The organism is Pedobacter metabolipauper, from assembly GCF_004362715.1.
In the GTDB taxonomy this organism is placed as follows: domain Bacteria; phylum Bacteroidota; class Bacteroidia; order Sphingobacteriales; family Sphingobacteriaceae; genus Pedobacter; species Pedobacter metabolipauper.
Genome location: NZ_SNYC01000004.1, coordinates 320635 through 344195 on the forward strand (window position 1 = coordinate 320635; position 23561 = coordinate 344195).

The 23561-nt window shown below is 39.3% G+C and carries 16 protein-coding genes; 8 read left to right on the forward strand and 8 right to left on the reverse strand.

The window, feature by feature from the left end; translation table 11 throughout:
- Positions 1–6 precede the first annotated feature (6 nt).
- From ATK78_RS08045 to ATK78_RS08065, 5 genes are all read right to left on the reverse strand, one after another.
- Positions 7–3105 (reverse strand): SusC/RagA family TonB-linked outer membrane protein, encoded by a 3099-nt coding sequence (locus ATK78_RS08045; RefSeq protein ID WP_133575576.1) that lies wholly within the window; start codon positions 3103–3105, stop codon positions 7–9.
- Between the two features lie 359 nt (positions 3106–3464).
- Positions 3465–4964 (reverse strand): RagB/SusD family nutrient uptake outer membrane protein, encoded by a 1500-nt coding sequence (locus tag ATK78_RS08050; RefSeq protein ID WP_133575577.1) that lies wholly within the window; start codon positions 4962–4964, stop codon positions 3465–3467.
- Positions 4965–4988: 24 nt separating this feature from the next.
- Positions 4989–8063 carry a SusC/RagA family TonB-linked outer membrane protein gene (locus ATK78_RS08055; RefSeq protein ID WP_133575578.1) on the reverse strand — a complete coding sequence of 1025 codons (3075 nt, stop codon included), beginning with the start codon at positions 8061–8063 and terminating at the stop codon, positions 4989–4991.
- Positions 8064–8542: 479 nt separating this feature from the next.
- Entirely contained in the window at positions 8543–11032 is a 2490-nt protein-coding gene (locus ATK78_RS08060) for a M14 metallopeptidase family protein (protein ID WP_166664850.1), read from the reverse strand.
- A 16-nt stretch (positions 11033–11048) separates the two neighbouring features.
- Positions 11049–13331, reverse strand: a complete 2283-nt coding sequence (locus ATK78_RS08065) for a glycoside hydrolase family 95 protein (protein WP_133575579.1) — start codon at positions 13329–13331, stop codon at positions 11049–11051.
- Between the two features lie 90 nt (positions 13332–13421).
- Here ATK78_RS08065 and ATK78_RS08070 point away from each other — a divergent pair, with 90 nt between their 5' ends.
- A complete protein-coding gene (locus ATK78_RS08070) occupies positions 13422–14723 on the forward strand; it encodes a UDP-N-acetylmuramoyl-tripeptide--D-alanyl-D-alanine ligase (RefSeq protein WP_133575580.1) in 1302 nt (433 codons plus the stop codon).
- On the opposite strand, the gene ATK78_RS08075 is transcribed toward ATK78_RS08070, so the two are convergent.
- From ATK78_RS08075 to ATK78_RS08085, 3 genes are read right to left on the reverse strand one after another with little or no spacing between them, the layout of a single operon-like run.
- The gene (locus ATK78_RS08075) at positions 14709–15182 is read right to left on the reverse strand and encodes a gliding motility lipoprotein GldH (RefSeq protein ID WP_133575581.1); all 474 of its coding nucleotides are present in this window, start codon (positions 15180–15182) and stop codon (positions 14709–14711) included. The genes ATK78_RS08070 and ATK78_RS08075 overlap by 15 nt on opposite strands.
- On the reverse strand, positions 15175–16599 hold the full coding sequence (locus ATK78_RS08080) for a PSP1 domain-containing protein (RefSeq protein WP_133575582.1): 1425 nt from the start codon (positions 16597–16599) through the stop codon (positions 15175–15177). Before ATK78_RS08080 ends, ATK78_RS08075 begins: the two co-directional genes overlap by 8 nt.
- 1 nt (position 16600) lies before the next feature.
- Positions 16601–17749, reverse strand: coding sequence for a DNA polymerase III subunit (locus tag ATK78_RS08085; protein ID WP_133575583.1), 1149 nt, complete (start codon positions 17747–17749; stop codon positions 16601–16603).
- Positions 17750–17911: 162 nt separating this feature from the next.
- Here ATK78_RS08085 and ruvX point away from each other — a divergent pair, with 162 nt between their 5' ends.
- From ruvX to ffh, 7 genes are all read left to right on the forward strand, one after another.
- Positions 17912–18325 carry a Holliday junction resolvase RuvX gene (ruvX, locus tag ATK78_RS08090; protein ID WP_133575584.1) on the forward strand — a complete coding sequence of 138 codons (414 nt, stop codon included), beginning with the start codon at positions 17912–17914 and terminating at the stop codon, positions 18323–18325.
- An 8-nt stretch (positions 18326–18333) separates the two neighbouring features.
- Positions 18334–18969, forward strand: a complete 636-nt coding sequence (locus tag ATK78_RS08095) for an O-methyltransferase (protein ID WP_133575585.1) — start codon at positions 18334–18336, stop codon at positions 18967–18969.
- Positions 18970–18999: 30 nt separating this feature from the next.
- Entirely contained in the window at positions 19000–19905 is a 906-nt protein-coding gene (locus ATK78_RS08100) for a glucosaminidase domain-containing protein (protein WP_133575586.1), read from the forward strand.
- Between the two features lie 49 nt (positions 19906–19954).
- Positions 19955–20707, forward strand: a complete 753-nt coding sequence (locus ATK78_RS08105) for a hypothetical protein (RefSeq protein WP_133575587.1) — start codon at positions 19955–19957, stop codon at positions 20705–20707.
- Positions 20707–21045 carry a hypothetical protein gene (locus tag ATK78_RS08110; RefSeq protein WP_133575588.1) on the forward strand — a complete coding sequence of 113 codons (339 nt, stop codon included), beginning with the start codon at positions 20707–20709 and terminating at the stop codon, positions 21043–21045. The genes ATK78_RS08105 and ATK78_RS08110 overlap by 1 nt, the downstream gene beginning before the upstream one ends.
- Positions 21046–21110: 65 nt before the next feature.
- Complete coding sequence (locus tag ATK78_RS08115; RefSeq protein ID WP_133575589.1) at positions 21111–22106, forward strand: DUF3078 domain-containing protein; 996 nt, start codon at positions 21111–21113, stop codon at positions 22104–22106.
- Between the two features lie 89 nt (positions 22107–22195).
- Entirely contained in the window at positions 22196–23536 is a 1341-nt protein-coding gene (ffh, locus tag ATK78_RS08120; protein ID WP_133575590.1) for a signal recognition particle protein, read from the forward strand.
- Positions 23537–23561 lie beyond the last annotated feature (25 nt).

Consider the following 23561-nt stretch of genomic DNA (forward strand, 5'->3'; position numbering starts at 1 on the left):
ATAAAATTAAAATCCAATACTTAAACCAGCAGAGAATGTCTTAATGTTTGGAATATCGTTGTTACTAGTTCCTGCTATATCAGCCTCGGGATCCATCCCTTTGTGTGCAGCAATTGTGAACGGATTCTCAGCCATTAAAAATACCCTTACATTAGATAACTTGGCTTTGCTAGCAATCGCTTTATCCAGTGTATATCCTAATGTTATATTTTTAACCCTCATGTAAGACCCGCTATACAAGAATCTGCTGGATACACTATTAGAAAGATCGGTATTTGAATTTGTTAAAAATCTTGGAATAGATGAGGTGGTATTCGTAGCTGACCATGCGTTTAAAACATCTTTAGACATTTGCTGACCTGGACTGATACCATTGTGCATTAAAGCTGCATACAAATTATCATAAATTTTTCCACCCAATGTAAATGAGGCGTATGCACTTAAATCAAATCCTTTGTAGGCTAAACTTGTGCTCGCACCACCAAACCAATCTGGCGACGCAGAACCTAAACCTGTATATAGTTTTGCCGCAGAATACGTTTTTGTAGTTACTTTATTCCCACTTGCATCATCCATATACCACATTGGTCTACCGTCAGCCTGATCAATTCCCGCATATTCTCTAAGGTACCACTGATATCTGTCTGAACCAACTTTTAACAGTTTAGTTCCATCCAGAACTTCATTCTGAGTTAATTTTCTAACCCTGTTTGAATTTGAAGACACGTTTACAGATAAGTTCCAGGTGAAATCTTCTGTTTGTATAGGTGTACCATTTAACATGATCTCAATACCAGAATTGTCCATCGACGCAAGATTGGTAGCAACACTGGTAAATCCAATAATCCTTGAAATTGGCTGGTTGAATAACAGTCCCTCTGAACCTCTTTTGTAATAAGCAATCTCACCACTTAACCGGCGCTTTAAAGCAGCGAATTCAATACCAAACTCTGTAGTAGAGTTTTTCTCCCATTGTAAATCGGGATTTGCCAATTGGTTATAGAACGTACCTCCATTTCCATCATAGTTTCTTGCTAACGCGTATAATGCCTGAGAAGCATAACGTCCAATGGTATTATTTCCAGATATACCATAACTACCACGAAGTTTTAACTCATCAAGAAAAGTAACTCCACTAAAGAATTCTTCCTGGCTGATTCTCCATGCTCCACCTAAGGAATAGAAGTTACCATATTTGTTATTGGGACCGAAAACAGATGAACCATCTCTTCTAAAACTTCCGGAGAAATAATATTTACTATCATAATCATATGTTAGTCTTGAGAAGTATGAAGAAAAAGTTAACTCATTAAAATTAGAGGTTGCTGTATTTGGTGTTGAAGCGGTAACTAATTCTCCTGCACCAGCAAATGCATAATTTGTTGCCTGAGCATAGATGTTATCCTGTTTATTTCTGAAAGCTTCCTGCCCAATTAACACGTTAATGTTGTGTTTACCAATTGACTTATCATACACTAAAGTGTTTAAATAGGTAGTTGTAATATCTTCTCTTGAGTAACGGTATCCTCTACCATTTACACTCACACCATTACCATGTAAAGGGTTGTAAAATTGACGTTCTCTAAGATTTGCATAATCAATACCCACTGTTGATTTGGCAGTGAAGCCGTTTAAAAACTTAACCTGAATATAAGGTAAAAGATTTACACGTGAAGTTAATGTATTATACTCATCCAATTCATTTAAACCAACCGGGTTAAAATCAGGAGAAACAGGATTCACATAATTGTAAACAAGTTTTCCCTGAGCATCACGAACTGGGGCACCCGAGGCATCTCTAACATATAGAGAATAGATGTTTGAGTTGATATCTGCAAATCGAACTGGATTAGCACCACCACCTGCGCCTGCCGGTGTGTTTTGATCTGAACGGGCCAACGTTGTGTTAACACCAAATGATAAGAACTCATTTACATCATTTGATAAGTTAATTTTGCCTGAATACCTTTTGAAATCAGAACCGATAATGATACCTTTTTGATCGAAATAACCGCCTGAAACATAGAACTTAAGTTTCTCACTGCCACCGCTTGCAGAAACGTTAACATCTTTAGTTACTCCTCTTCTCAATACTTCATCTCTCCAGTCCGTATCGTAAAACAATGCCGCACCTGGAGCAAGTGTTCCGCCAGCAACAAACGGTTGGGCCGTATTAAAAGGATTAACTGACAATCTGTTTCTTGTTAAAGTATTGGCAGCAGTTGCCGCTGCATCAGGCGCTAAACCTGCAGCAATGCGTTGTATATAATAGTTATCGAAATATAATTTATAATATTCCAACGCACTTAACGTCTCATGCTTTTCTGTTGCCTGAGATGAATAACCACCGGTTGCACTTGCAGTAAATCTTGTATTACCTGCTTTACCTTGTTTGGTTGTAATTAAAACTACACCGTTTGCTGCTCTTGATCCATAAAGACCAGCGGCTGTTGCATCCTTCAAAATGCTTATCGACTCGATATCATTTGGATTTAAGGATGATAAAATGTCTGATGTAGCTGCTACCTGGGTTAAATCTCCACTTGTAGTTGCAATACCGTCAATTACATATAATGGACTACTTCCTGCAGACAAAGATCCGATACCACGAACACGAATGGTTGTTGCACCACCTGGTTGCCCAGACACACTGGTAACTTGTACCCCTGTTGCAGCACCCTGTAGTGATTTCTGAAAGGAGGAGGTTGGTCTGTCTGCTAAGTTTTTAGAACTAACAACTGAAGCCGAACCGGTAAAGTTTTCTTTTCTTACGGTTCCGTAAGCAACCACGATCACTTCGTTTAGATCTTTAGAATCTTCAATTAAGGAAGCATTGATTACCGTAGCTGTTCCAAGTGTTACTGATTTTGTAACAAATCCAAGGTATGAAAACTCTAATGAAGTAGCCGATGAAGGAACACTAATTGAAAACGTACCATTCGAGCTTGTTAATGTGCCGCCTTGGGCACCTTTAATTTTTACAGATACACCGGGAAGAGGCTTGTTCGTCTCGTCGGTAACTGTACCAGTAACTGTCCGGTTTTGAGCCATTGCGGAGACCGCAACGAGCATCAAAATGAACAAACTTTGTAAAAGTTTTTTCATAAAATATAAAATTTAGGTTAGTTAATAATGTCCTAATATATATCCATTTGGGCCTTTAGCCCAATTTTTTGGATAAGTTATCAGATAAATGACATTTAAATGACACCCAAAACTCTATACAATATACTTAAACCTTTAAGAATTGCAATACATAGTGTTGTTTTATAAACAGAAACGATATTATATTCCGCATCGCGCTAAACAAAAACGTATATCCCAAATATTTAACTTTTTTTAACAGTTTAGTACTAAAATTTTAGTTATATATAGATTAACGTACATCCTATAGGATTAGTAGTCTATTTTCTTTCCATTTATTTAATAACCCCCGTGCCAGAATTGGCACGGGGGTTAACTTATTATCTCCAGCCTTTGTTGGAAGTTCCAATTCCGTCTGCTTTAGCAGTTGTTCCGAATGTATAGTAAGGAGCAGCTTCTTCCATTTTTTCCAGCAATTTGGCTGGCAATGGTAAATGTAAAGGAGTTCCTTTTTGCAGCAGATCTAATTTTCTCATTTCATAAAAAGAGATATTGGCACCTGTATGAATCAATTCTACTGAACGTTCATGATGAATTGCATTAATCACATCTGCCTGAACCGATGCTACAGGGGTCATTTGTCCGCGGGTAATATAGGTTCCTGCATTAATAATTGTTGCCGCACCAGCCGGGTCGGATGTATAAGCCCTGGCTTCTGCACGGATCATATCATTTTCTGCCTTCATGATCTCTGGTTTACTTCCGGTCCAGTCTCCTGCATATATAAAGTCATAACGGGTATTTCTATAGGATGAAAAATGGTAATAACCCCGTGCTACCTGGAACCCATTAGAGGTTACGTAAGCAAAATCCGTATTTAAACGCTTATCAAGCGGATTGGTAGATTTAGGAGGATATGGAAAGGCTGCAGTATCATCCCAATGGGCAGGCTGCGTTACCGGATCCAACATGTGAACAACATACATATCTGTTAATCCCCAGGTTGAATTTCCTGCGCCAAGATAGTAAGCACTGTTATCATACCATACTACATCATCTACAACCACATTAAAATCAGTAGTGATCCCAGCATCGGCATAGGTTTTAACCTTAGCCCAATCTACGGCAGCAAGCTCTGTTTTTGTTCTTGGCAGATAAGCCAATATTCTGGCTGCTGAAGTATTACATAATTTAACAAAATCTGCACTGCTCAAATCTGCAGAGGTACCAAGCCATGCCTTAGGAACGGTAAATGAAGTTGCAGTAGAAATCGCAATTGCATCATCAAGGTATTTAATAGCAGCTGCAGCTACCTCTTTATAAGGAGATGCCGCACTAAGCTTTCCTTCTGTCGTTTTTGTTTCGTCTACAATGAAAGTACGGTCAAATACCAGGGCTAAATTTCCATAAGCAACTCCCATCGCAAAACGGCAGAACGCTTTCGCTCTGGCTGCTTCCGCGGCCGTGAACACAATCTTACCTCCATTTATAGAGGTAATAATATTGGTTGCCGGTACGATAGCCTTGTAGATGTTATCGTAATAGGTATTGGTTTGTGTGTTATAACTATAGGCTGCAGTATTGGTCCATGCGAAATCCCGCGGCTCCCAGGACATATCCCTCATTCCAAAGTTACCCCAGGAACAGGTATAGTTATCTGATGCGGTAGACAACATAGGCTGTACCCCATTTTCTGAATGAGAAGCCTGATAAAGTGTATTGTACAAGCCTGATGCGGTTGCTTCAATATTTTCTTTAGTTGCATATACTTGTGCCAGATCTGGATTGTTCACGTTTTCGACATCCAAATTTCCTTTCTTACAACTGTGCAATACACCGAGCACCATTGCAAACATGACTATTGTATTTAATTTTTTCATGATCTATATTTTTATATTCAGCGTCTAGAATTCTGCTGTCAGTGAAAATCCAAAACTTCTATAATTTGGATATTTATTAATACCATCATAAGGCTGGCTAACCGAGCCTACTTCAGGATCATAACCTTTATAGTCTGATATGGTCAATAAATTCCTTCCAATTGCTTTAGCGGTTATGTTTTTAACAACTCCTTTAAACAGTCCGAGTTGTTTCGTTGAAAACGTATATCCTAAAGCTACTTCTCTGAACTTAATGTAGCTCGCGTCTTCTACCCAATAGGTATTGATTACGTTTACATCATAGAAATTCACAAAATAATCATACGTTTTTTTCTGTCCATCAGGAACTCCGCTCATATCCATGGCTACGTTTCTGTAATCCCGGGTCATCCATTGGTTTTTAGAGTTGTAAATATCTCCGCCTTTTTTAATGTCTACCAGGAAATACAAGTTGAAACCTTTGTATTTGAATGTATTTGCTATACCCAGGTTGAAATCTGCATTTCCATCACCGATCTTACCGTACCAGTTGTTACCAGTTGCATCTTTTAACTTGATGGCCTTTTCTGTTGCCAGTCCCTGAGTTCCTTTATCGATCACATAACCCTCAGAGTTAACCTCATAGTCACCTATAGTTTTGCCAGCTGGTAATTGTGCTGCCATTTGGTCTAAGCTTCTTACCCAGTCGTTACCATACATTGCCCCGTATGTTTCTCCTTCTTTAATATAAAACATTTGTGCACCCCCACCATCTGTTGAGCCATACAAGTATGGAGGAATTGGTAAAGAAGTGATCTTTTGTCGAATACGGGAGAACGTAACATTTGATGTCCAGGAGAAATCCTGGTTATTTACCCAATTTGCACCCAATGTAAGTTCTAATGTTTTAGATTCTATGCTACCTGCATTTCTATATTCATTTGGAAAACCTCCATTTAGAAATCCTAAAATACCAACATTCAGGAATTGGTCATCGGTAGTTGATTTAGCATATACTCCTTCAAAAGTAAATTTCTTTAGGAAGTTAACATTTAAACCGAATTCGGTCTCCTTAGTTTTGGAAGGCTTAAGGCCTGTATTACCTTTTTGTGATGGTGTTGGCACACCATTGGTTAGGGTAAAATATTCATATTGATAGCTATACCCCGGACGAATACCTGCTGTACCGTAAGCTGCCCTGATCTTAAATTCATCAATTCCCGGGATGGTTAGATCCTGACTGATCCTGTAGGCACCGGACACCCTAAAGTATGGATTCCACCTGGAATCTGGTCCGAATAATGAAGATCCATCATAACGGAACATACCATCAAATAAATATCTGTCCTTAAAATCTAAAGAGAGGATTGCAAAATAATTTTCTGCTTTTTCTACTTCAGTGCTAGAGGTTGAATTTATAGTCGTAAAGTTGGATAACTGAGGAACACCTGCATATTTTAGACCTCCAGAACCCGTTGCCCTGGTAAAGTCATACTTTCTATCTTCATATAAATAGGAAAGCTTTCCTTTAATTAAGAGATCGGCAACTTTTCCGGATAGATTTAGTGTTGCCTGTGTATTATTAGTTGATGTTTTAGATGATTCTTTAGATAAACCTCCCAGTGTATAAGCGGTAGCTGTAGAGTTCCAGGTATCATAAGGATTGTAACTATAGTAATCGTAGTTTTGGATCTCAATAGAGTGCGAAACGTCTAAATTAGCCCATTGGGTAAATTTAGCGTTTGCTGAGTAGTTACCTAACCAACGGTTGACCATATTGCTGTTCTGATTTTTATGATTACCGTACAATGGATTGGTTTGTTCTCCGTTAAATTGATTTACACGGATATAATAAGGTTGTCCATCTGTATTTGGCTGTAAGAAGTCTGCATCAGGCTCTGAAATGATAACCGTCCAGAAACCGCCGTTTGCTGTAGAGCTTTTCGTATTGATGTACAGATTAGAGGTACTTAATTTTAACCAGGGTGCAATCTGGTGATCCAGGTTTAAACGGAAGTTTTGTCTTTTGTATCCAGACGCATCCTTGATTACCCCTTTTTGAGCATTGTTCTCAAATGAAGTAAATATATTTGACTTCTCACTTCTACTGGATACTGCTGCATAATTGGTATAATTTGTTCCTGTTCCAAAAAGAAGATCTTGTTGATCATTTACTACCCCGTATTCATTATCGGCATAGTGATCGGTGTCAATGGCCCGGTTTCCGGAAATTCCGGGATCATATCCTGCACCTCTATACCCTGCTGGATAAGTAACTCCGGCATACCTGGTATACTGGCCTACGTAAGTCAGGTAATCTGTTGCCAGCCTGTAGGGATGGTGCGTGGCCAAATCGATCTTGTCTGCCAGGTTTGACAAGGCCAGTTCATTACGTAAAGTAACCTGGGTTGTGTTCATCGATAGCCCCTTGCCTCGCTTAGTGATGATCGAAATAACCCCGTTACCTGCACGGGAACCATAAAGTGCTGAACCTGCTGCACCTTTAATGATCTCCATAGACTCGACATCATCTGAGTTGATGGCACTGATGCCGCCATTTAAAATGATGCCGTCCAATAAGATTAAAGGGTCTGAGCCTACTCCCGGAAGGTTGTTGTTTCCGCGCAGCTGAATGTCTACAGATCCGCCCGGACCACCACCGGAAGAACTCGTTCTTACCCCGGCAACTTTACCGGCAAGTGCGTTCCCGATTGAAGTTGCCGTTACGGCAGTTAGCTGGGCTTCGCTCAATTTAGTGATCGATACGGTTAATTTCTCTTTACTTGTTGCAGCGGCAACACCAGAGACAATAACTTCACTAAGCACATTTTCATCTGCTTCTAATGCAACACTGATCTCTGAGCCAGTAATTACACGTTCGATAACTTTGTAGCCGATTGAGGTGAAGACCAGGGTAGCTCCGCTTGATGCGCGAATAGAATATTTTCCATCCGCTCCTGTTAATGTGCCGCCTTTGACACCTTTGATTCTTACAGAGACTCCAGGCAAAGGTAGTTTATCCTCTGAACCTGTAACTGTACCAGTAATTGTTCGCTCTTGTGCCATCACGGAAAATGTGAATAACAGGGATACGAACAAACTTTGTAGAAGTTTTTTCATACAACAATAAAATTTAGAATTAGTTAATAGTTAAACACAATATACTAACTTTTCTATATCTCCATATTGTATGTTACAACACAACCATATATTATGACATTTTAATGACAGTTAATTTAAGGCTAAAGTATGCCATTAAAAGATTTTAATGAAACAAAATTCTTTAATATTGTTATTAAAAAGAATTAAATTTGTTTATGCTTATTTTTATCACTCTGTAACAAAATATTTAATTAAAAATGTTAAAATAAAACTATCTTCTTAGTTAAGGATAATAGATTAAAAAGAATCTGATTTCGAGTATCAAAAAACCACTAAAATGATTTAAAAATGATTATTAGCAATAAAATTTAAGAAATTACCTAAATAATTTTAAACCATAAACCTATTGTACTATAAAAAAAGGTCTAAAAGCTATAACAAAATATATCTTTTAGACCAAAATACCGGGTTAACTAGTAGTAATAATCTGAAGTAGGTTAATTTACCAGGAATACGGCGTTAGTAAACATCTTTTTACCATTCTCCCAGAAAGATCTAAAAAGTACATCGCTTGCCATATATACCACACTTCCTCTTCCAATATTCTGAACACCGAAAAGCATTCCGGAATCTAATTTTTTCATCACGGCCTTTCCTGCAACACCAGCCATGTAACTACTGGAGTTTAGCAGGCCAACATTCCCTTGTGAGCTCAGTGGCTCATATACCTTACTGTCTGTTTTTAAGGCGTAATAATAGCTGCCTAATCCAGCGGCAAGCGGATGGCTCTGGTCTATTTCTATTTTGAAAATGGCTCCAGGAATGGAGTTAGAAAGATCATCCAGGTTACGTTCGCCATATTTACGCGAAGCAGCATTTATCTTAATCTCCTCTTTTGGAGCTTCTTTAAGTTTTATATCAAAAGGTTTTTTACCAACAACAGCAGAAATGGCATCTTCTATCAGAACCACTTTCCCTCCGCGCCTGATCCATTCTTCTAATTTCTCATTTATGTTATCCGGATAGGACCCATCCGGCATAATCAAAACATTTATCTTATTCAGATCTAAACTGCCTATTCCCTGTATACTAATCAGTGTAACCGGATATTTCAATTCCTGCTCAAAAAAATGCCAGGCTGTTCCAACACCCTGAGATGAAACTCCTGTACCAGATACAATGGCCACTTTTGGTATATTTAAGATTGGATAAACTGAAGAACCTAAGTCTTTACCTTGTTCAACAAACCCGCTTGCTATAGGATAAAATACCTTATTCATACTTTTTTGTATTTCTGCAATTTTTGCAGACAATCCTTTAACGATCCGTTCATTTTCAGTTCTGTATACCAATAAGGTTCCGGATGGTAATTCACGACCGCCAATAGTGAGGCCTACCTCAGCTATCCTTACTTTTATTTTTGCTTTTTGCAATGCGATCAGCGCCTGAAAGTCTTGCATAGCACCCATCGGAATAGCCCAGGCATAAGGTCTGTCTATGGTTTTGATTGCCTCATTTTTCTCTTCAATTGATGCATAGTTCCCTTTAACGGATTCTTTGATGGCATATGTTTTTAGTCCGTATACATAAGGGAGTGCCCAGGCTGTAATGTCATACGTATTTGAGTCACTAACTGAAGTTTGCGGCTCAAACAGTACATTTGCAAGCACTGCCCTTGGCTGCTGAAGATTTACAATTAGATCATTACGTTCTGTTTTAAATGTTTCTATCTTCTTTGTTTCGTAATTGTATCCCTTTAGCACTTTATCTGTTCCAAAAGAGAATTCAATATTGTTTTTTGCGAGTAATTCGGACATCATTTTAATTTTACCCAAATTTTCTGCCTTTACGATATAGGTCTTATAAATTCCGGGAGGAGAAACTATATTTTTCTCAAAGTATCCTTTAAATTTTTCCACCAGTTCACCTGCGTGTGCAGATACCGTTTCTACTGTTGCCATTCCGGTTGTATAATGGTGATCAATCCGGTCTTTCAGTGTTAAGGTATCTCCGTCAACAGTAACAACAGATAGTCCTGCACCAATACCGCCTTGTTCATAAGTCATTCCAATTGCACCATTATATAGCGGGTAGGTATCTCCATAGGATGGGTAGAGCAGATCAAACCGTTCCTTTGTAAAATATTGCCAGCCATTTTCATCGAAATATTTTGCATTGTTTTTACCTACCGTGATTTGAAAAGCACGCTGCCATGGCGTAATATCTACATGGATCGGCTCTGCTGCCGGGGCAAAATAATAGGGTTCGTTATAGCTTTGCTCATGAAAATCCACATGCACTTCTGGCATCCACTGCTGATATAATTTTAACCGTTGCTGTGTTTCTATCTGGGTTTGCCATGCCCAATCCCGGTTTAAATCGAAATAATAATGGTTTGGCCTTCCTCCAGGCCATGGCTCTGAGTGTTCGCGCGCCATTGGATCAGAATTTGGTTCTTTCCCTACTACGCTGTTAAAGTAATTTACATACCTTTCCCGCCCATCCGGATTGAGACATGGATCGATGATTACAATTGTATTCTTTAACCAGCTTTCAATTTTTTCTGATTTTCCTTCAACCAATGCAAACAGCGTCCTCATTGCGGTTTCTGTGGAACTGGCTTCATTTCCATGTACATTATAACTTAACCACAATATTGCTGGTTGATTTTTAGTTTCGCGTACTCCTTTCTGAGCCTTGCTTAATGCAAGATTATCCTTTCTGATCTCTTCCAGATTTTGGATGTTCTCTTTAGAGGAGATTACGGCTACCATAAGTTCGCGACCTTCATATGTTTTTCCATATGGGATTAAGCGAATATTTTGGTCACCTTCCGACAGATATTTAAAATAGCTGATTACCTTTTCATGTGGTGTAAAATGACTCCCCAGTTCATAGCCCAGGTAACTATCGGGTGATTTTTTTTGTGCTTTAGCCTGATATGCAAACACAATAAATAAAAAGAGAGCCAACGATGGATATTTCATAAAAAACAATTTTATATTAAAGGTAAAAATGATAAATTCCTCCTGCCTGGGTTTTAATGTTATATTTAAAACCACCATTGGAGTCGTAATTAATTAATTCAGCATATTTAAACTTAAGCATGTTGGGCACTTGAAATACACAATTCCCTCCTGAAGATGACTTTATTGTTAGTTCTATAACTTTTCCTTCTTCCCATTTCATATGTATAATTTCAAAACCACCTCTTGCCTTTAAGCCATTTACGTAGCCTGTTGACCATTCTGCCGGAATTGCAGGTAAAAGTTCTATTTCTCCTGTTTGGCTTTGTACCAGCATTTCTGAAACTGCAGCCGTATATCCAAAATTACCGTCTATTTGAAAAGGTGGGTGTGCACAGAACAAATTTGAATAGATTCCTCCGCCTTCATTATAATCAACGCCTGAGCCCCCAACTGGTTTAATAAAATTTTTAAGAATGGTATAGGCATGGCTTCCATCGTGCAGGCGCGCCCAAAAGTTCATTTTCCAGGCCATAGACCATCCGGTTGAAGCATCACCTCTTGCCAGTAAACTTACCTTCGCCGCTTTCGCCAGTTCTGGAGTTTTCATTAAACTAATTTCCCGGCCGGGGTGTAATCCAAACAAATGAGAAACATGCCGATGCTGATCTTTTGGATCATCGCGGTCCGTTTCCCATTCCTGAAGCTGTCCCCATTTACCAATTTTAGGTTTTAACAGGTGTAACCTCAGGTCTGCAATGTGTTCGCGGTACTCCTTATCTACATTTAAGGCGTTGGCTGCTTCTATATAATTCGTAAACAGGTCGTAAACGATCTGTTGATCGTAGGTAACCCCATCTTCTGTTGGCCCGTGTTCAGGAGACCATCCTGCCGGGGATACCAATGTTCCATCTGGTCTTCGTTTTAGGTGGTCGTCCCAAAATTCAGAGATCTCTTTTAGTATTGGATATCCCAATTTCTTTAGATAGCTTTTATCTTTTGTAAATGCATAGTGTTCCCATATGGCCTGAGCATACCAGGCACTGCCTGGTGTATTCCATAAAAAGCTTTCTCCGCCAAAGATGTTATTTTCGGTTTTCACCGTCCATCCCCGAACTCCTGGATATTGTTTCTTTGTGCTGATCTTTTTTACTTCACGCATACTATTGATATAGTCAAGATATGGGAAATGGCACTCCGAAAGGTTGGTTTGCTCTGCCAGCCAATAGTTCATTTGTATATTGATATTCGAATGGTAATCTGAGCGCCATGGCGGATCGTTACGATCATTCCACAATCCTTGCAGGTTTGCCGGCAAACCTCCTTTTCTGGATGAGCTGATGAGCAGGTATCTTCCGTATTGAAAAAGTAAGATCTCTAACTGCGGATCTGCTGCTGTCTTATAATTTATTAACCGTTTATAGGTTGGCCAGTTTGTGATCTCATTGGATGTATTTCCGAAATTTAACTGTACACGGCCAAATAAAGATTGATAATCCTGAACATGAGCTGCCAGCAGCTGTTGGAATGTTCTATTGGCAGCCGCGGCAAATACTTTTTTAACCGCAGCATGAGGCTCTCTGCCTTTCCAGTTCGTTTCCCGGTTTCCACTGTAATCTGTAGCTGCAGCCAATAAGAGTGTAAATGCATCTGCATTTTTTAGATTGAGCTGGAACCCGCCTTCACCATCAGGCTCTGTGATTGCCTTTCCACCTTCTGTTCTGATTTGTACTGAAGCAGAATAAACCATTCCGTTTTCCAGTTTGCCTTTAAGCTGCAGTGTTGTTCCTTCAGCAGTTGTTTTTGCCTGGTGTGCATCTTTAAGTTTAATAATTACGGAATACATCCCTTTTCTGCTTGATGTAAAACGCATCGCCATCAATTTATGGGGATTGCTGCAAAAATATTCACGGCCATACTCCACACCATTTACCATATATTTTATATGATGAACCGCTTTATTGATATCAAGCTCGCGACGATAGTTCAGTACTGGATTTTCTGCAGCATCTTTATTTTCAAAATTCAGATATAAATCTCCAAAGGCCTGATAAGCTCCGGTATTCTGTTCATCCCCTGTCCACAAACTGATCTCATTAAATTGTATCCGCTCCTCGGAAACACCGCCAAAAACCATTCCCCCGATGCGGCCATTTCCGATAGGATAAGCCTCTGTCATCCATGATTTAGCCGGTTTATCGTCCCATAACTTTAGGCGCTGCAACACTGAATCGGGTTCTTTTCTCTGAGCGGCAGCATAGATTGCTGAAAACATCAGGAGGAGTGATATCAGTAAATAAACCTTCTTATTTATCTTCATGAATGCTGGAGTAGTTGTCTTTAGTAATCGAAAGATAGGCTTTTTCTCATATAAATATCTATTTTTACCCTTCTATAAGATTTATGTTACATGACGGATATTAAGGTATTATATGAACATTATTTAGAAAACCGGATCATTTGTACAGACACCCGGACCATTACAGACGGGTGTTTATTTTTTGCACTTAAAGGGGAAAATTTTGATGCCAATACCTTTGCTGAAAATGCTTTGGTAAATGGTGCCGCTTATGTAATTATTGATAATCAGGATTATAAAATCAATAACCGCTGTCTGCTCGTTCCTGATGTGCTAACAGCTCTTCAGGATCTGGCCAAGTTTCACCGCATGCAGTTAACGATTCCGGTAATTGGCCTGACAGGAAGCAACGGTAAAACCACAACAAAAGAGCTTATTAAAGCGGTACTTTCTGAAAAATATCGAACTTTTGCTACAAAGGGTAATTTAAACAATCATATTGGCGTTCCGCTTTCTCTATTGTCCTTAACTGATGATATAGAAATTGCCGTGATCGAGATGGGCGCGAATCATCAAAAAGAGATCGAGCTTCTATGTTCTATTGCAAGACCTACCCACGGTTTAATTACGAATGTAGGGTTGGCCCATTTGGATGGATTTGGCGGATTTGAGGGGGTTAAGAAAGGCAAGGCTGAACTTTTTGATTATTTAAAGCAGCACGAGGGTTATACTTTTATAAATAGCGATAACCCACATCTTATAGAGATGAGTACCACTGCCGGCTTAGATAAAGTGATCTATTATGGGACATCAGGACATGCGGCCGTTTCAGGAAAATTACTAGATACAGACCCCTTAATCAGCTTTTCATGGACAGACCAGAAAGAAACATACCAGGCTTCTGCAAATTTAACGGGAAGTTATAATTTTGAAAATATCCTTGCCGCAATTTGTATCGGTGTATTTTTTGGAGTACCTGCTGAACAAGTCAATTCAGGCCTGTCGGGATACCATCCAAACAACAACCGTTCACAAATTACGAATACAGGAAGTAATACTGTAATCTGCGATTTTTACAATGCAAATCCAAGCAGTATGTCTGCCGCATTGTTAAATATTGATGGTTTGAATGCTGCCAGCAAGGTTGTTATTATTGGTGATATGTTTGAGCTTGGCCCAGAATCTGCAGTGCAGCACAGGAACATTGCCGATCAGGCTTCAAAGCTTGAAGACTGCAGCCTGATCTTTATTGGATCAAATTTCTATGCGCTTAAGGAACAGTACCGTGGTCATTTTTTTAGTACCCCTAGAGAAGCCGCTGATTTTTTAAGGTTAAACCCTGTAAAGAACAGTTTAATTTTGCTTAAAGGATCAAGGGGTATGGCATTGGAGCAACTGTTACCGTTGATTTAATATTTTTATCCCAGCATCACTAATTTCACTTAACGGATTATCGCGCATATTCTGTTCAATCTCTATCTGGTATTTGCCTGCTGCCGGGAATTTATAATTGGTTAGCAGCGGAAGTACGTAAGTATATAGATTTCCGGAACCTGAACCAAGCCACTGTCCATCTGACAGGGCCAATTTATATTCATATCGCTTAGTGATCTTTTTTTGTCCGGCTCCGCTAATGTGCAATAAGACAAATACATTTGAATACCGATAATCTGCAGTGTGCCGCAACTTAAAATATAGGCCTGTAATTTGATTTGGATCTTTAATGTCAACAACAGCCTTAACTCTATTGGCATAACTCCAGTTTCGAGCAGGCATGGAAATGTTATTGTCTACAATCGCATTGGTATCACATCCGCTCAACAGGGCAATAAAAAAAGCAAAGAACACTAAAAACACTTTACAATTATTCATCTTTAGGCTTATCCTTTGGTTTTTTTCTTCGGTTATTATTCCTGTTTCTATTATTTCTACTTGGTGCAGGCTGCTGACCTATTACAGGTTCCTGACCGGGTTCTCCAGCTGGTTTGACCTGCTGAGGCTTAGGATTTTCTTTTTTAGGTACATCAGGTCTGTTCCGTACATGCTGCGGTGGTTTAACGGCCTGTCCTGGCTTGGCCGGGGGCTGGAGATTTCTGTCCCCATTATTTCTGCTATCGCTATTCCTGTTGTCGTTATTTCGTTTTGGATTGTTCCTGTTTGCGTTATTTCTATTGCCTTTATTTCTAGGCTTATCATCCAACCGCGTTAAGCTATCCTGACCGACTACGTTTTCATAATCCGGTGTTTTTTCAATAAATGCAGCTGGTGCTAATTCTATTGCTTCTTCTTTTAGGTTAACTGGTTTCTGACCACGTTTGTTCATGGCCATAATCTCTTTTACACGATCAACCTTAAGCGGGATCCAATCTTCTGTATTGGGATAGGCAAACCACATGATCTTCTTAAAAATATCTGTCTTTTGATGCCTTGCAACTCCAATTTCTGTCTGCAGGCTTTCAATACGATCAGGAATATCTTTCAATGCATCGAGGTAGGTATCCAGTTCATAATTTAAGCAGCATTTTAACTTTCCGCATTGTCCGGCAAGCTTAAGCGTGTTTAAGGAAAGGTTTTGATATCTTGCCGCTGCAGTAGACACGGTTTTAAAATTTGTTAGCCAGGTGGAGCAGCAAAGTTCCCTTCCGCATGATCCAATTCCGCCTAATCTTCCTGCTTCCTGTCTCATTCCGATCTGACGCATTTCTATGCGAATCCTAAAGGTTTCCGCCATTTTTTTGATCAGTTCTCTAAAATCCACCCTGCCCTCTGCGGTATAAAAGAAGGTTGCCTTGGTCTTATCCCCCTGATAATCTACATCACTGATTTTCATCGACAAGCGAAGATCTAAAGCCAATGTACGGGCTTTGTGCATGGTTTCCCATTCCAGGCCTTTAGCAATTTTCCACTTCTCTACATCTCCCTCTGTTGCTTTTCTATATACCTTTCTGGTTACCTGATCTAAGTTGGTTTTACGGCGTTTCATTTGCATCCTTACCAATTCTCCGGTTAGGGAAACGTGCCCGATATCATAGCCTCCGGTTGGACCTTCTACAGCTACCAGTTCTCCAATTTCAAGATATATATTCTCTGTATTTAAGAAAAACTCTTTTCTTGCCCCTTTAAATTTAACTTCTATTACTTGAAAAGGTATATAATTTGATGGCATATCCAAATTAGACAGCCAGTCATAAACTTCCATTTTTCCGCAGCCACCAGTAAGGCATGAGCCATTACTTTTACAGCCCGAGGGGGCACAACCGCCACCTGTAGAACAACTTCCACATCCCATATTAATTGTATATATATTGAGTCCCTTTCGGGAACGTTTTAAACTTAATTATTTTCACTAATTGTAAAGATACATCTAAAAACAGAATTTTCGGGTTTGCATTTCTTTCAATGTGATAATGTGCCTTTTCCAATTCTGTGATTATAGCATCTGCCATATTCAGGTCCAGCACATGGGCTGACAACTTTTGGGCCGTTTGAAGTGCTGCTGCAGGTAATTTTACCAGGTCATCAGCTCCACTTAGCAGCAGGCTGCATTCCCGCAAAAAGCTGATACCATACTTTAAAAAATTCTTTTGATTCTCTCTTCCCCATCCTGCAGCCTGCTCAACAAAAGCAGTAAGATCCAGAACCCGGTTTCCATAACCCATGCGTAACCATTCTGCAAACTTATCTGCGTTTTCATTGTGGGTATGTGCAACCAGTTCTTTTGCTTCTATTAAATTTCCGTCGGCTAAAAAACTGTATTCTGTTGCCTGATTTTCTGACAGGCCATGTTTACTCATTAAATAATCTTCAATCGTAGTATGAGGAAGTTTAGGAATTTTAACAATTTGCGTACGGGATAACAGAGTAGACAGGATTTGCTCCTGGTTATTGGCCACCAATATAAAAAGCGTATTTAATGGCGGCTCTTCAATGATCTTCAAAAGAGAGTTGCCTTCTTTATCCAGGTACTCCGGAAGCCACATAATCAACACTTTTGTTTCTCCTTCAAAAGCTTTATAGCTTAATTTTTTGATGATGTCATGACACTCAGCAATATTAATATTTGCCTGTTTATTTTCTGCACTTAGCTTTGACCGCCAGATATTCATATCAAAATAGGGGTCATCGAGCAGCATGCTCCTCCATTCATCAAGCACATCAACTGCGATCTTTACATCTTTAGCTGCAAAAAAAGGATACGAGAAATGCAGATCGGGATGAATATACCGCTCATATTTTCTACAGGATGAACATATCCCACAGCTATCTTCATCGCTCTTATCCAGACAATTGATATACTGGGCATATGCAATAGCCAAAGGCAGTGCCCCGCTTCCTTCTGATGAAAGAAATAGCTGTGCATGACTAACCCGGTTCTCTGCTACTGTTTGCAGCAACTGCTGTTTAATACTTTCCTGCCCTATGATCTCTTTGAATTGCATTTGGTGCAAAATAATAATTTATTACTAATAATAGCCTATACTTAGTTGTTGCTCATTTATAAGCGCCCATATCTTAGGGTATTAAAGACTTCTTTTGTGAACCAATCGATTTCTTACCTTTGATACTTTCTAATTTAACCGGAGATTTACGGTCAACTTATTATGTCCAGAATTTTAGCTTTTGATTACGGAACCAAACGTATCGGAATAGCCGTTACAGATCCTATGCAAATTATTGCCACCGGACTGGATACCATACATCCTAAAGATATTATGGAATACCTTAAAAAGTACCTTGCTGTTGAAGCTGTTGAAGCTTTTGTGCTTGGAGACCCAAAACAAATGGACGGTTCCCCTTCAGAATCTGCACAGCATGTTAAGGGTTTTGCCAGGACTTTAAAGAAAGCCTTTCCAGATATTCCACAGCATTGGATTGATGAGCGCTTTACTTCAAGGCTTGCGCATGCTGCCATTATGCAGAGCGGCCTGAAAAAACAAGACCGGCAGAATAAAGAAAGGGTTGACACCATTTCTGCAACAATCATTCTGCAATATTTTATGGAACAACCCCGTTAAAGAAAAACATGAGCCTGATTAATGATGATATGCAGGATTTACTGCTGCACTATTGCGACCCTGAAAATGAACTGCTGCAGCGGATAGACCGCGAAACTAATCTTAAAGTATTGATGCCACGTATGCTTTCTGGCCATTACCAGGGCAGGGTGCTTAGTATGCTCAGTAAAATGATTGTGCCGGAGCGGATTTTGGAGATCGGCACTTTTACCGGTTATGCTACGCTTTGTCTTGCTGAAGGCCTTTCAGAAAACGGCACCATTTTTACTCTTGATATCAATGAGGAACTGGAAGAAATGGTTCGTGCTAACTTTGCCCAATCTTCATATAACGATAAGATCAGGTACATTCTTGGTCATGCTGCTGATACTATTAATAGCCTGGACGAAGTTTTTGACCTTGTTTTTATTGATGCCGATAAAAAGAACAACGGTGTTTATTACGATCTTATTTTTGACCGGGTAAGGTCTGGCGGACTTATTATTGTGGATAATGTTTTATGGAGCGGTAAAGTTCTAAATAAAGAGCAGGATAAGGATACCAGGAATATTACTAATTTTAATGATAAGGTAGCTACAGACCAACGGGTAGAAAAACTTATTCTTCCGGTTAGGGATGGATTATTCATCATCAGAAAAAAATAAATACCTTAAGCAAACCATTCAAATTATATTATGACCAAAAAACTGCTGATCAAAATGTTAGGGCTTTCTATAGCCGTTCTGTTCTTCTCTGCCTGTAAATCCAGACAATATAGCCGCAACAATAAGCAGATTGAAAAAGCAGCAACAAAATCTAACCCAGATTATAAATCCCGTACTACATTAACTTACATAGAAGAATTTAAAGCAGTTGCCATTCAGGAGATGAATACCTACGGAATTCCGGCCAGCATTACCCTTGCTCAGGGTATTCTTGAATCGGGAAGCGGCAACAGTAGCTTAGCGCGGTTTGCCAACAACCATTTCGGCATTAAGTGTACCTCTGACTGGAAGGGAAAAGGATATTATAAAGATGATGACAAGGCTGATGATTGTTTTAGGGTTTATAAAGATGCGCGCGAATCTTTTAAAGACCATTCTGAGTTTTTAAAGAGAAAACGGTATAGCTTTCTTTTTGAGCTGGATAAAAACGATTATAGAAACTGGGCACTGGGCTTAAAACAGGCTGGTTATGCTACCAACCCAAAATACCCGGATCTGCTAATCAACCTGATTGAAAAATACCAGCTTTTTAAATACGATCAGCCTGAATCTGAATCAGAAAAATTAAAACGTGAAGACCGCGTGTTTACAGAGATCAATGCAAACATCCCTAAGGAAAATAAAAAGTTCAGTCCGGTAGAAACCCCTCCTTCTAATCAGGTTATTAAAACCCCGGATACCACGCAAACGACAATACCTGTGGCAACGACCCCAGCAACGGCAATTCCTGCAGATAAGTTATATACGGTTAAACAAGGCGATACCTTATATAATATTTCTAAACGCTTTAATGTTTCTATCGATGATCTGAAGACACTCAACAATTTGACAGATACTGGTATAAAAATTGGACAGAAGCTGGTGTTAGTTAAATAATGTTAATGTTTATTCAGCACACCGGGTTATCTTGTAGCTTTGTTTTCCAATGAGAATTTTTATCCTTTTAATAGTCATCTATTGCTTCAGCTTATCTGTGCATGCTCAAACCGGCATTGTACAGGGCTTTGTTATAGACCATGGCTCCAAGGCCAGGCTTGCAAAAGTATACATCTACAACGGAACACTTGACGAGGGGATTTACAATACTCCAAAAGGTGAGTTTAAAATAAAGGCATCTGTAGGAGATACTTTGTTTGCCATTTTACAAGGGTATGCCGTTGATACATTAGTGGTACGGGGAAGCAGTGCTATTTATTTCCAGTTAAAGTCTCTTTCTATTCAGCTTAAAGAGGTTGCGATTCGCGGAAAAAAGCTTACGCCAAAAGAGGAGTATGAAAAAAAACTAAAGGAATATAAGTATACACTGGATAAAGGCAGCAGTAAAGACTTGCTGAACCTGGGGCCTGGTGGTGTTGGCTTAGGTATTGATGCGGTTTATAACTTGCTAAGCAGGGAAGGGAAAAATGCCCGGCACCTTCAAAAAATACTGGAACGGGATTACAGGGAGTCGATCATTGATTACCGGTTCAATGCTGATTTTGTAAAGATGGCTTTACAAACAGACGACAATGAAACGGAAGATTTTATGCAGCAATATCGTCCAACCTATCTTTTTGTGCTTTCTGCGTCTGATTATGAGTTCATTGTATTTTTAAGAAATAGTTATGCTACGTATAAACGTAATCCTGCAGCTTTTAGGCTCCCCAAGCTTCCTAAAATAAAAGTTGAAGATTTTTGATGCCTGTGTTTATTACATTTTCTAAATTACCTGCCAATGCCATGGCTATCTTTCCTTTCATCCTTTTAAAGGAAAAGACCGGAAGAGAAAATAAGATCCTGGTGAACCATGAACGTATTCATTTTAAGCAGCAGCTGGAATTATTGATCCTTCCCTTTTATTTGATCTATCTTTTTAATTACCTCATTAACCTGATCCGGTATAAAGATCACGACTCCGCATACTTCCACATTGTGTTTGAAAAAGAAGCTTATTTGAATGAGCGCAACCTAAAATATTTATCTGTGCGTAAACCTTTTGCCTGGCTAACCTTCCTGATAAAAAGAAATTATTTATAAGCGGTTTTATAATTAGTTTAGCATTAAACTTTTAATAAGTCACATTTTTGTTTTTCTTTGTAGTAATGAAGCGTTTTAATATCTGCCTCTTCTTATTATTGATTACCTCCGTTTCCTTGTTTGCACAAGAGGTTGACACGATACCTATTGATACCAAAAATTTGGAGATCAAGCTTAAAAGGAGTCCTTTACCTTCAAGAACAGGTAGTCTTATCTATAAACCAGTTACCATTTTACCAATAATTGTTTCTGAAAAGGTGAATTACTGGAAAACCCGTACTTCTGTTGGGATCAATGTAAACCAGGCTACGTTTTCTAACAACTGGAAAAGTGGTGGTGTAAACTCTCTTGCTATTGGTGGTCTTGTAAATTATAAGGCAGAATATAGTAAGGAAGGATATAGTTATACCAGTGAGGTAATTCTGGAATACGGAAAGATCAACAATAAGGATCAGCTGCAAAAGAAAACCAGGGATAGGATCTTTTGGGACAATAAGGCTGCTTTGCAAATATCCAAGAACTGGTATTTCTTTGGTTCCGTCAATTTTGAGTCTCAGTTTGACAAGGGTTTTGCCTATTACAAAGAAAACAATGAAGAGAAGCAATCCCTGATCTCGAAGTTTATGTCGCCAGGGTACTTAACAGAGTCTATTGGTTTTGAATATAAGCCTACCGGCTACTTCTCTACCAGGATTGGTACAGGTACGGCTAAACAAACCTTTTTACTGGATTCTGTATACAATGAACGGTTTAATGCCAATCATTATGGTATCCCTAAAAATAAAAAATTTAGAAATGAGCTCGCCTTTCAGATCGTTAGTAATTTTGACAAGCAGATCTTTACGAATGTAAATCTTAAGGCCAGGTATCAGATGTTTATTCCTTATGACAGGCCATTGGTACACGTAGACCATCGTTTAGACGTTGAATTAAGGTCTAAATTAAACCGGTTTATGAATGTTACAGTAACCGGAGTTGGTTTATTTGATAAGGATGCCGACAACGAAATACAGGGCAGCCAGACCCTTGCCCTTGGGGTAACTTTTGTTTTCCCGCGTTAGGAAGATAAAGATCATCAATGTTACCTGCTGTTTCCCACAAATTTAATAACTTTGGGCTCACAAAAATTGAACACTAAGCATTAAAGAAAATGTTTGAAAATTTACAGGATAAACTAGACCGTGCATTTAAAGTTTTAAAAGGACAAGGAAGCATTACTGAGATCAACGTGGCTGAAACCATGAAAGAGATCCGTAAGGCTTTATTAGATGCCGACGTAAATTATAAAACAGCTAAAAACTTTACGGATGAGGTTAAGGAAAAAGCTTTAGGCTTAAATGTACTTACCGCAGTTTCTCCGGGTCAGTTACTGACCAAGGTGATGAACGATGAGCTTACAGCCTTAATGGGTGGTGAGGTTACGGAGCTGGATCTGAAAAGTAACCCTACCATTATCCTGATTGCGGGATTAAATGGTGCAGGTAAGACTACCTTTACGGGAAAGCTTGCCAATTATCTTAAAAGCAAGGGCAAAAAACCTTTATTGGTGGCTGGTGATGTGTACAGACCTGCTGCAGTAGACCAGTTACAGGTTCTTGCAGAACAGATCGGAGTTCCTGTTTATGCAAATATTGCTTCTAAAGATCCTGTTGCCATCGCAATGGAAGGTATTGCAGAAGGTAAGAGACAGAACAACAATGTGATCATTATAGATACTGCTGGTCGTTTAGCGATAGACGAACAGATGATGGATGAGATTGCTGCGGTTAAGGCTAGTACAAAGCCCCATGAGATCTTGTTTGTGGTGGATGCAATGACCGGGCAAGATGCCGTTAATACAGCGAAAGCCTTTAATGACAGGCTTGATTTTACCGGTGTGGTTTTGACCAAACTGGATGGTGATACACGTGGTGGTGCTGCGTTATCTATAAAATCTGTAGTAAACAAACCTATTAAATTCATCGGTACCGGTGAAAAAATGGAAGCCCTTGACGTATTCTATCCGGAAAGGATGGCCTCAAGAATCCTGGGCATGGGTGATGTGGTTTCCCTTGTTGAACGTGCACAATCACAGTTTGATGAAAAAGAAGCTGCTGAACTTCAAAAGAAGATCCGTAAGAATAAATTTGATTTCAACGATTTTTATAACCAGATCCAGCAGATCAAAAAAATGGGGAACATGAAGGACCTTATGGGCATGATACCTGGTGTTGGTAAAATGATGAAGAATGTTGACATTGAAGACGATGCTTTCAAGAGCGTAGAGGCGGTAATTCAATCCATGACCAAATACGAGCGCGAAAACCCGGACAGCATTCAGCAAAGCAGACGGTTACGCATTGCAAAAGGTTCTGGAACTAAAGTTGAAGAGGTTACAAAACTGATCAAACAATTTGAAGACATGCGTAAGGTGATGAAACAATTTTCTAATCCGGCCGCAGCGGCAAAGATGATGAGAAACATGCCTAAGATGCCTCAGGGCAAAATGTAAAAAAACATCTGGATTTTTAACCACC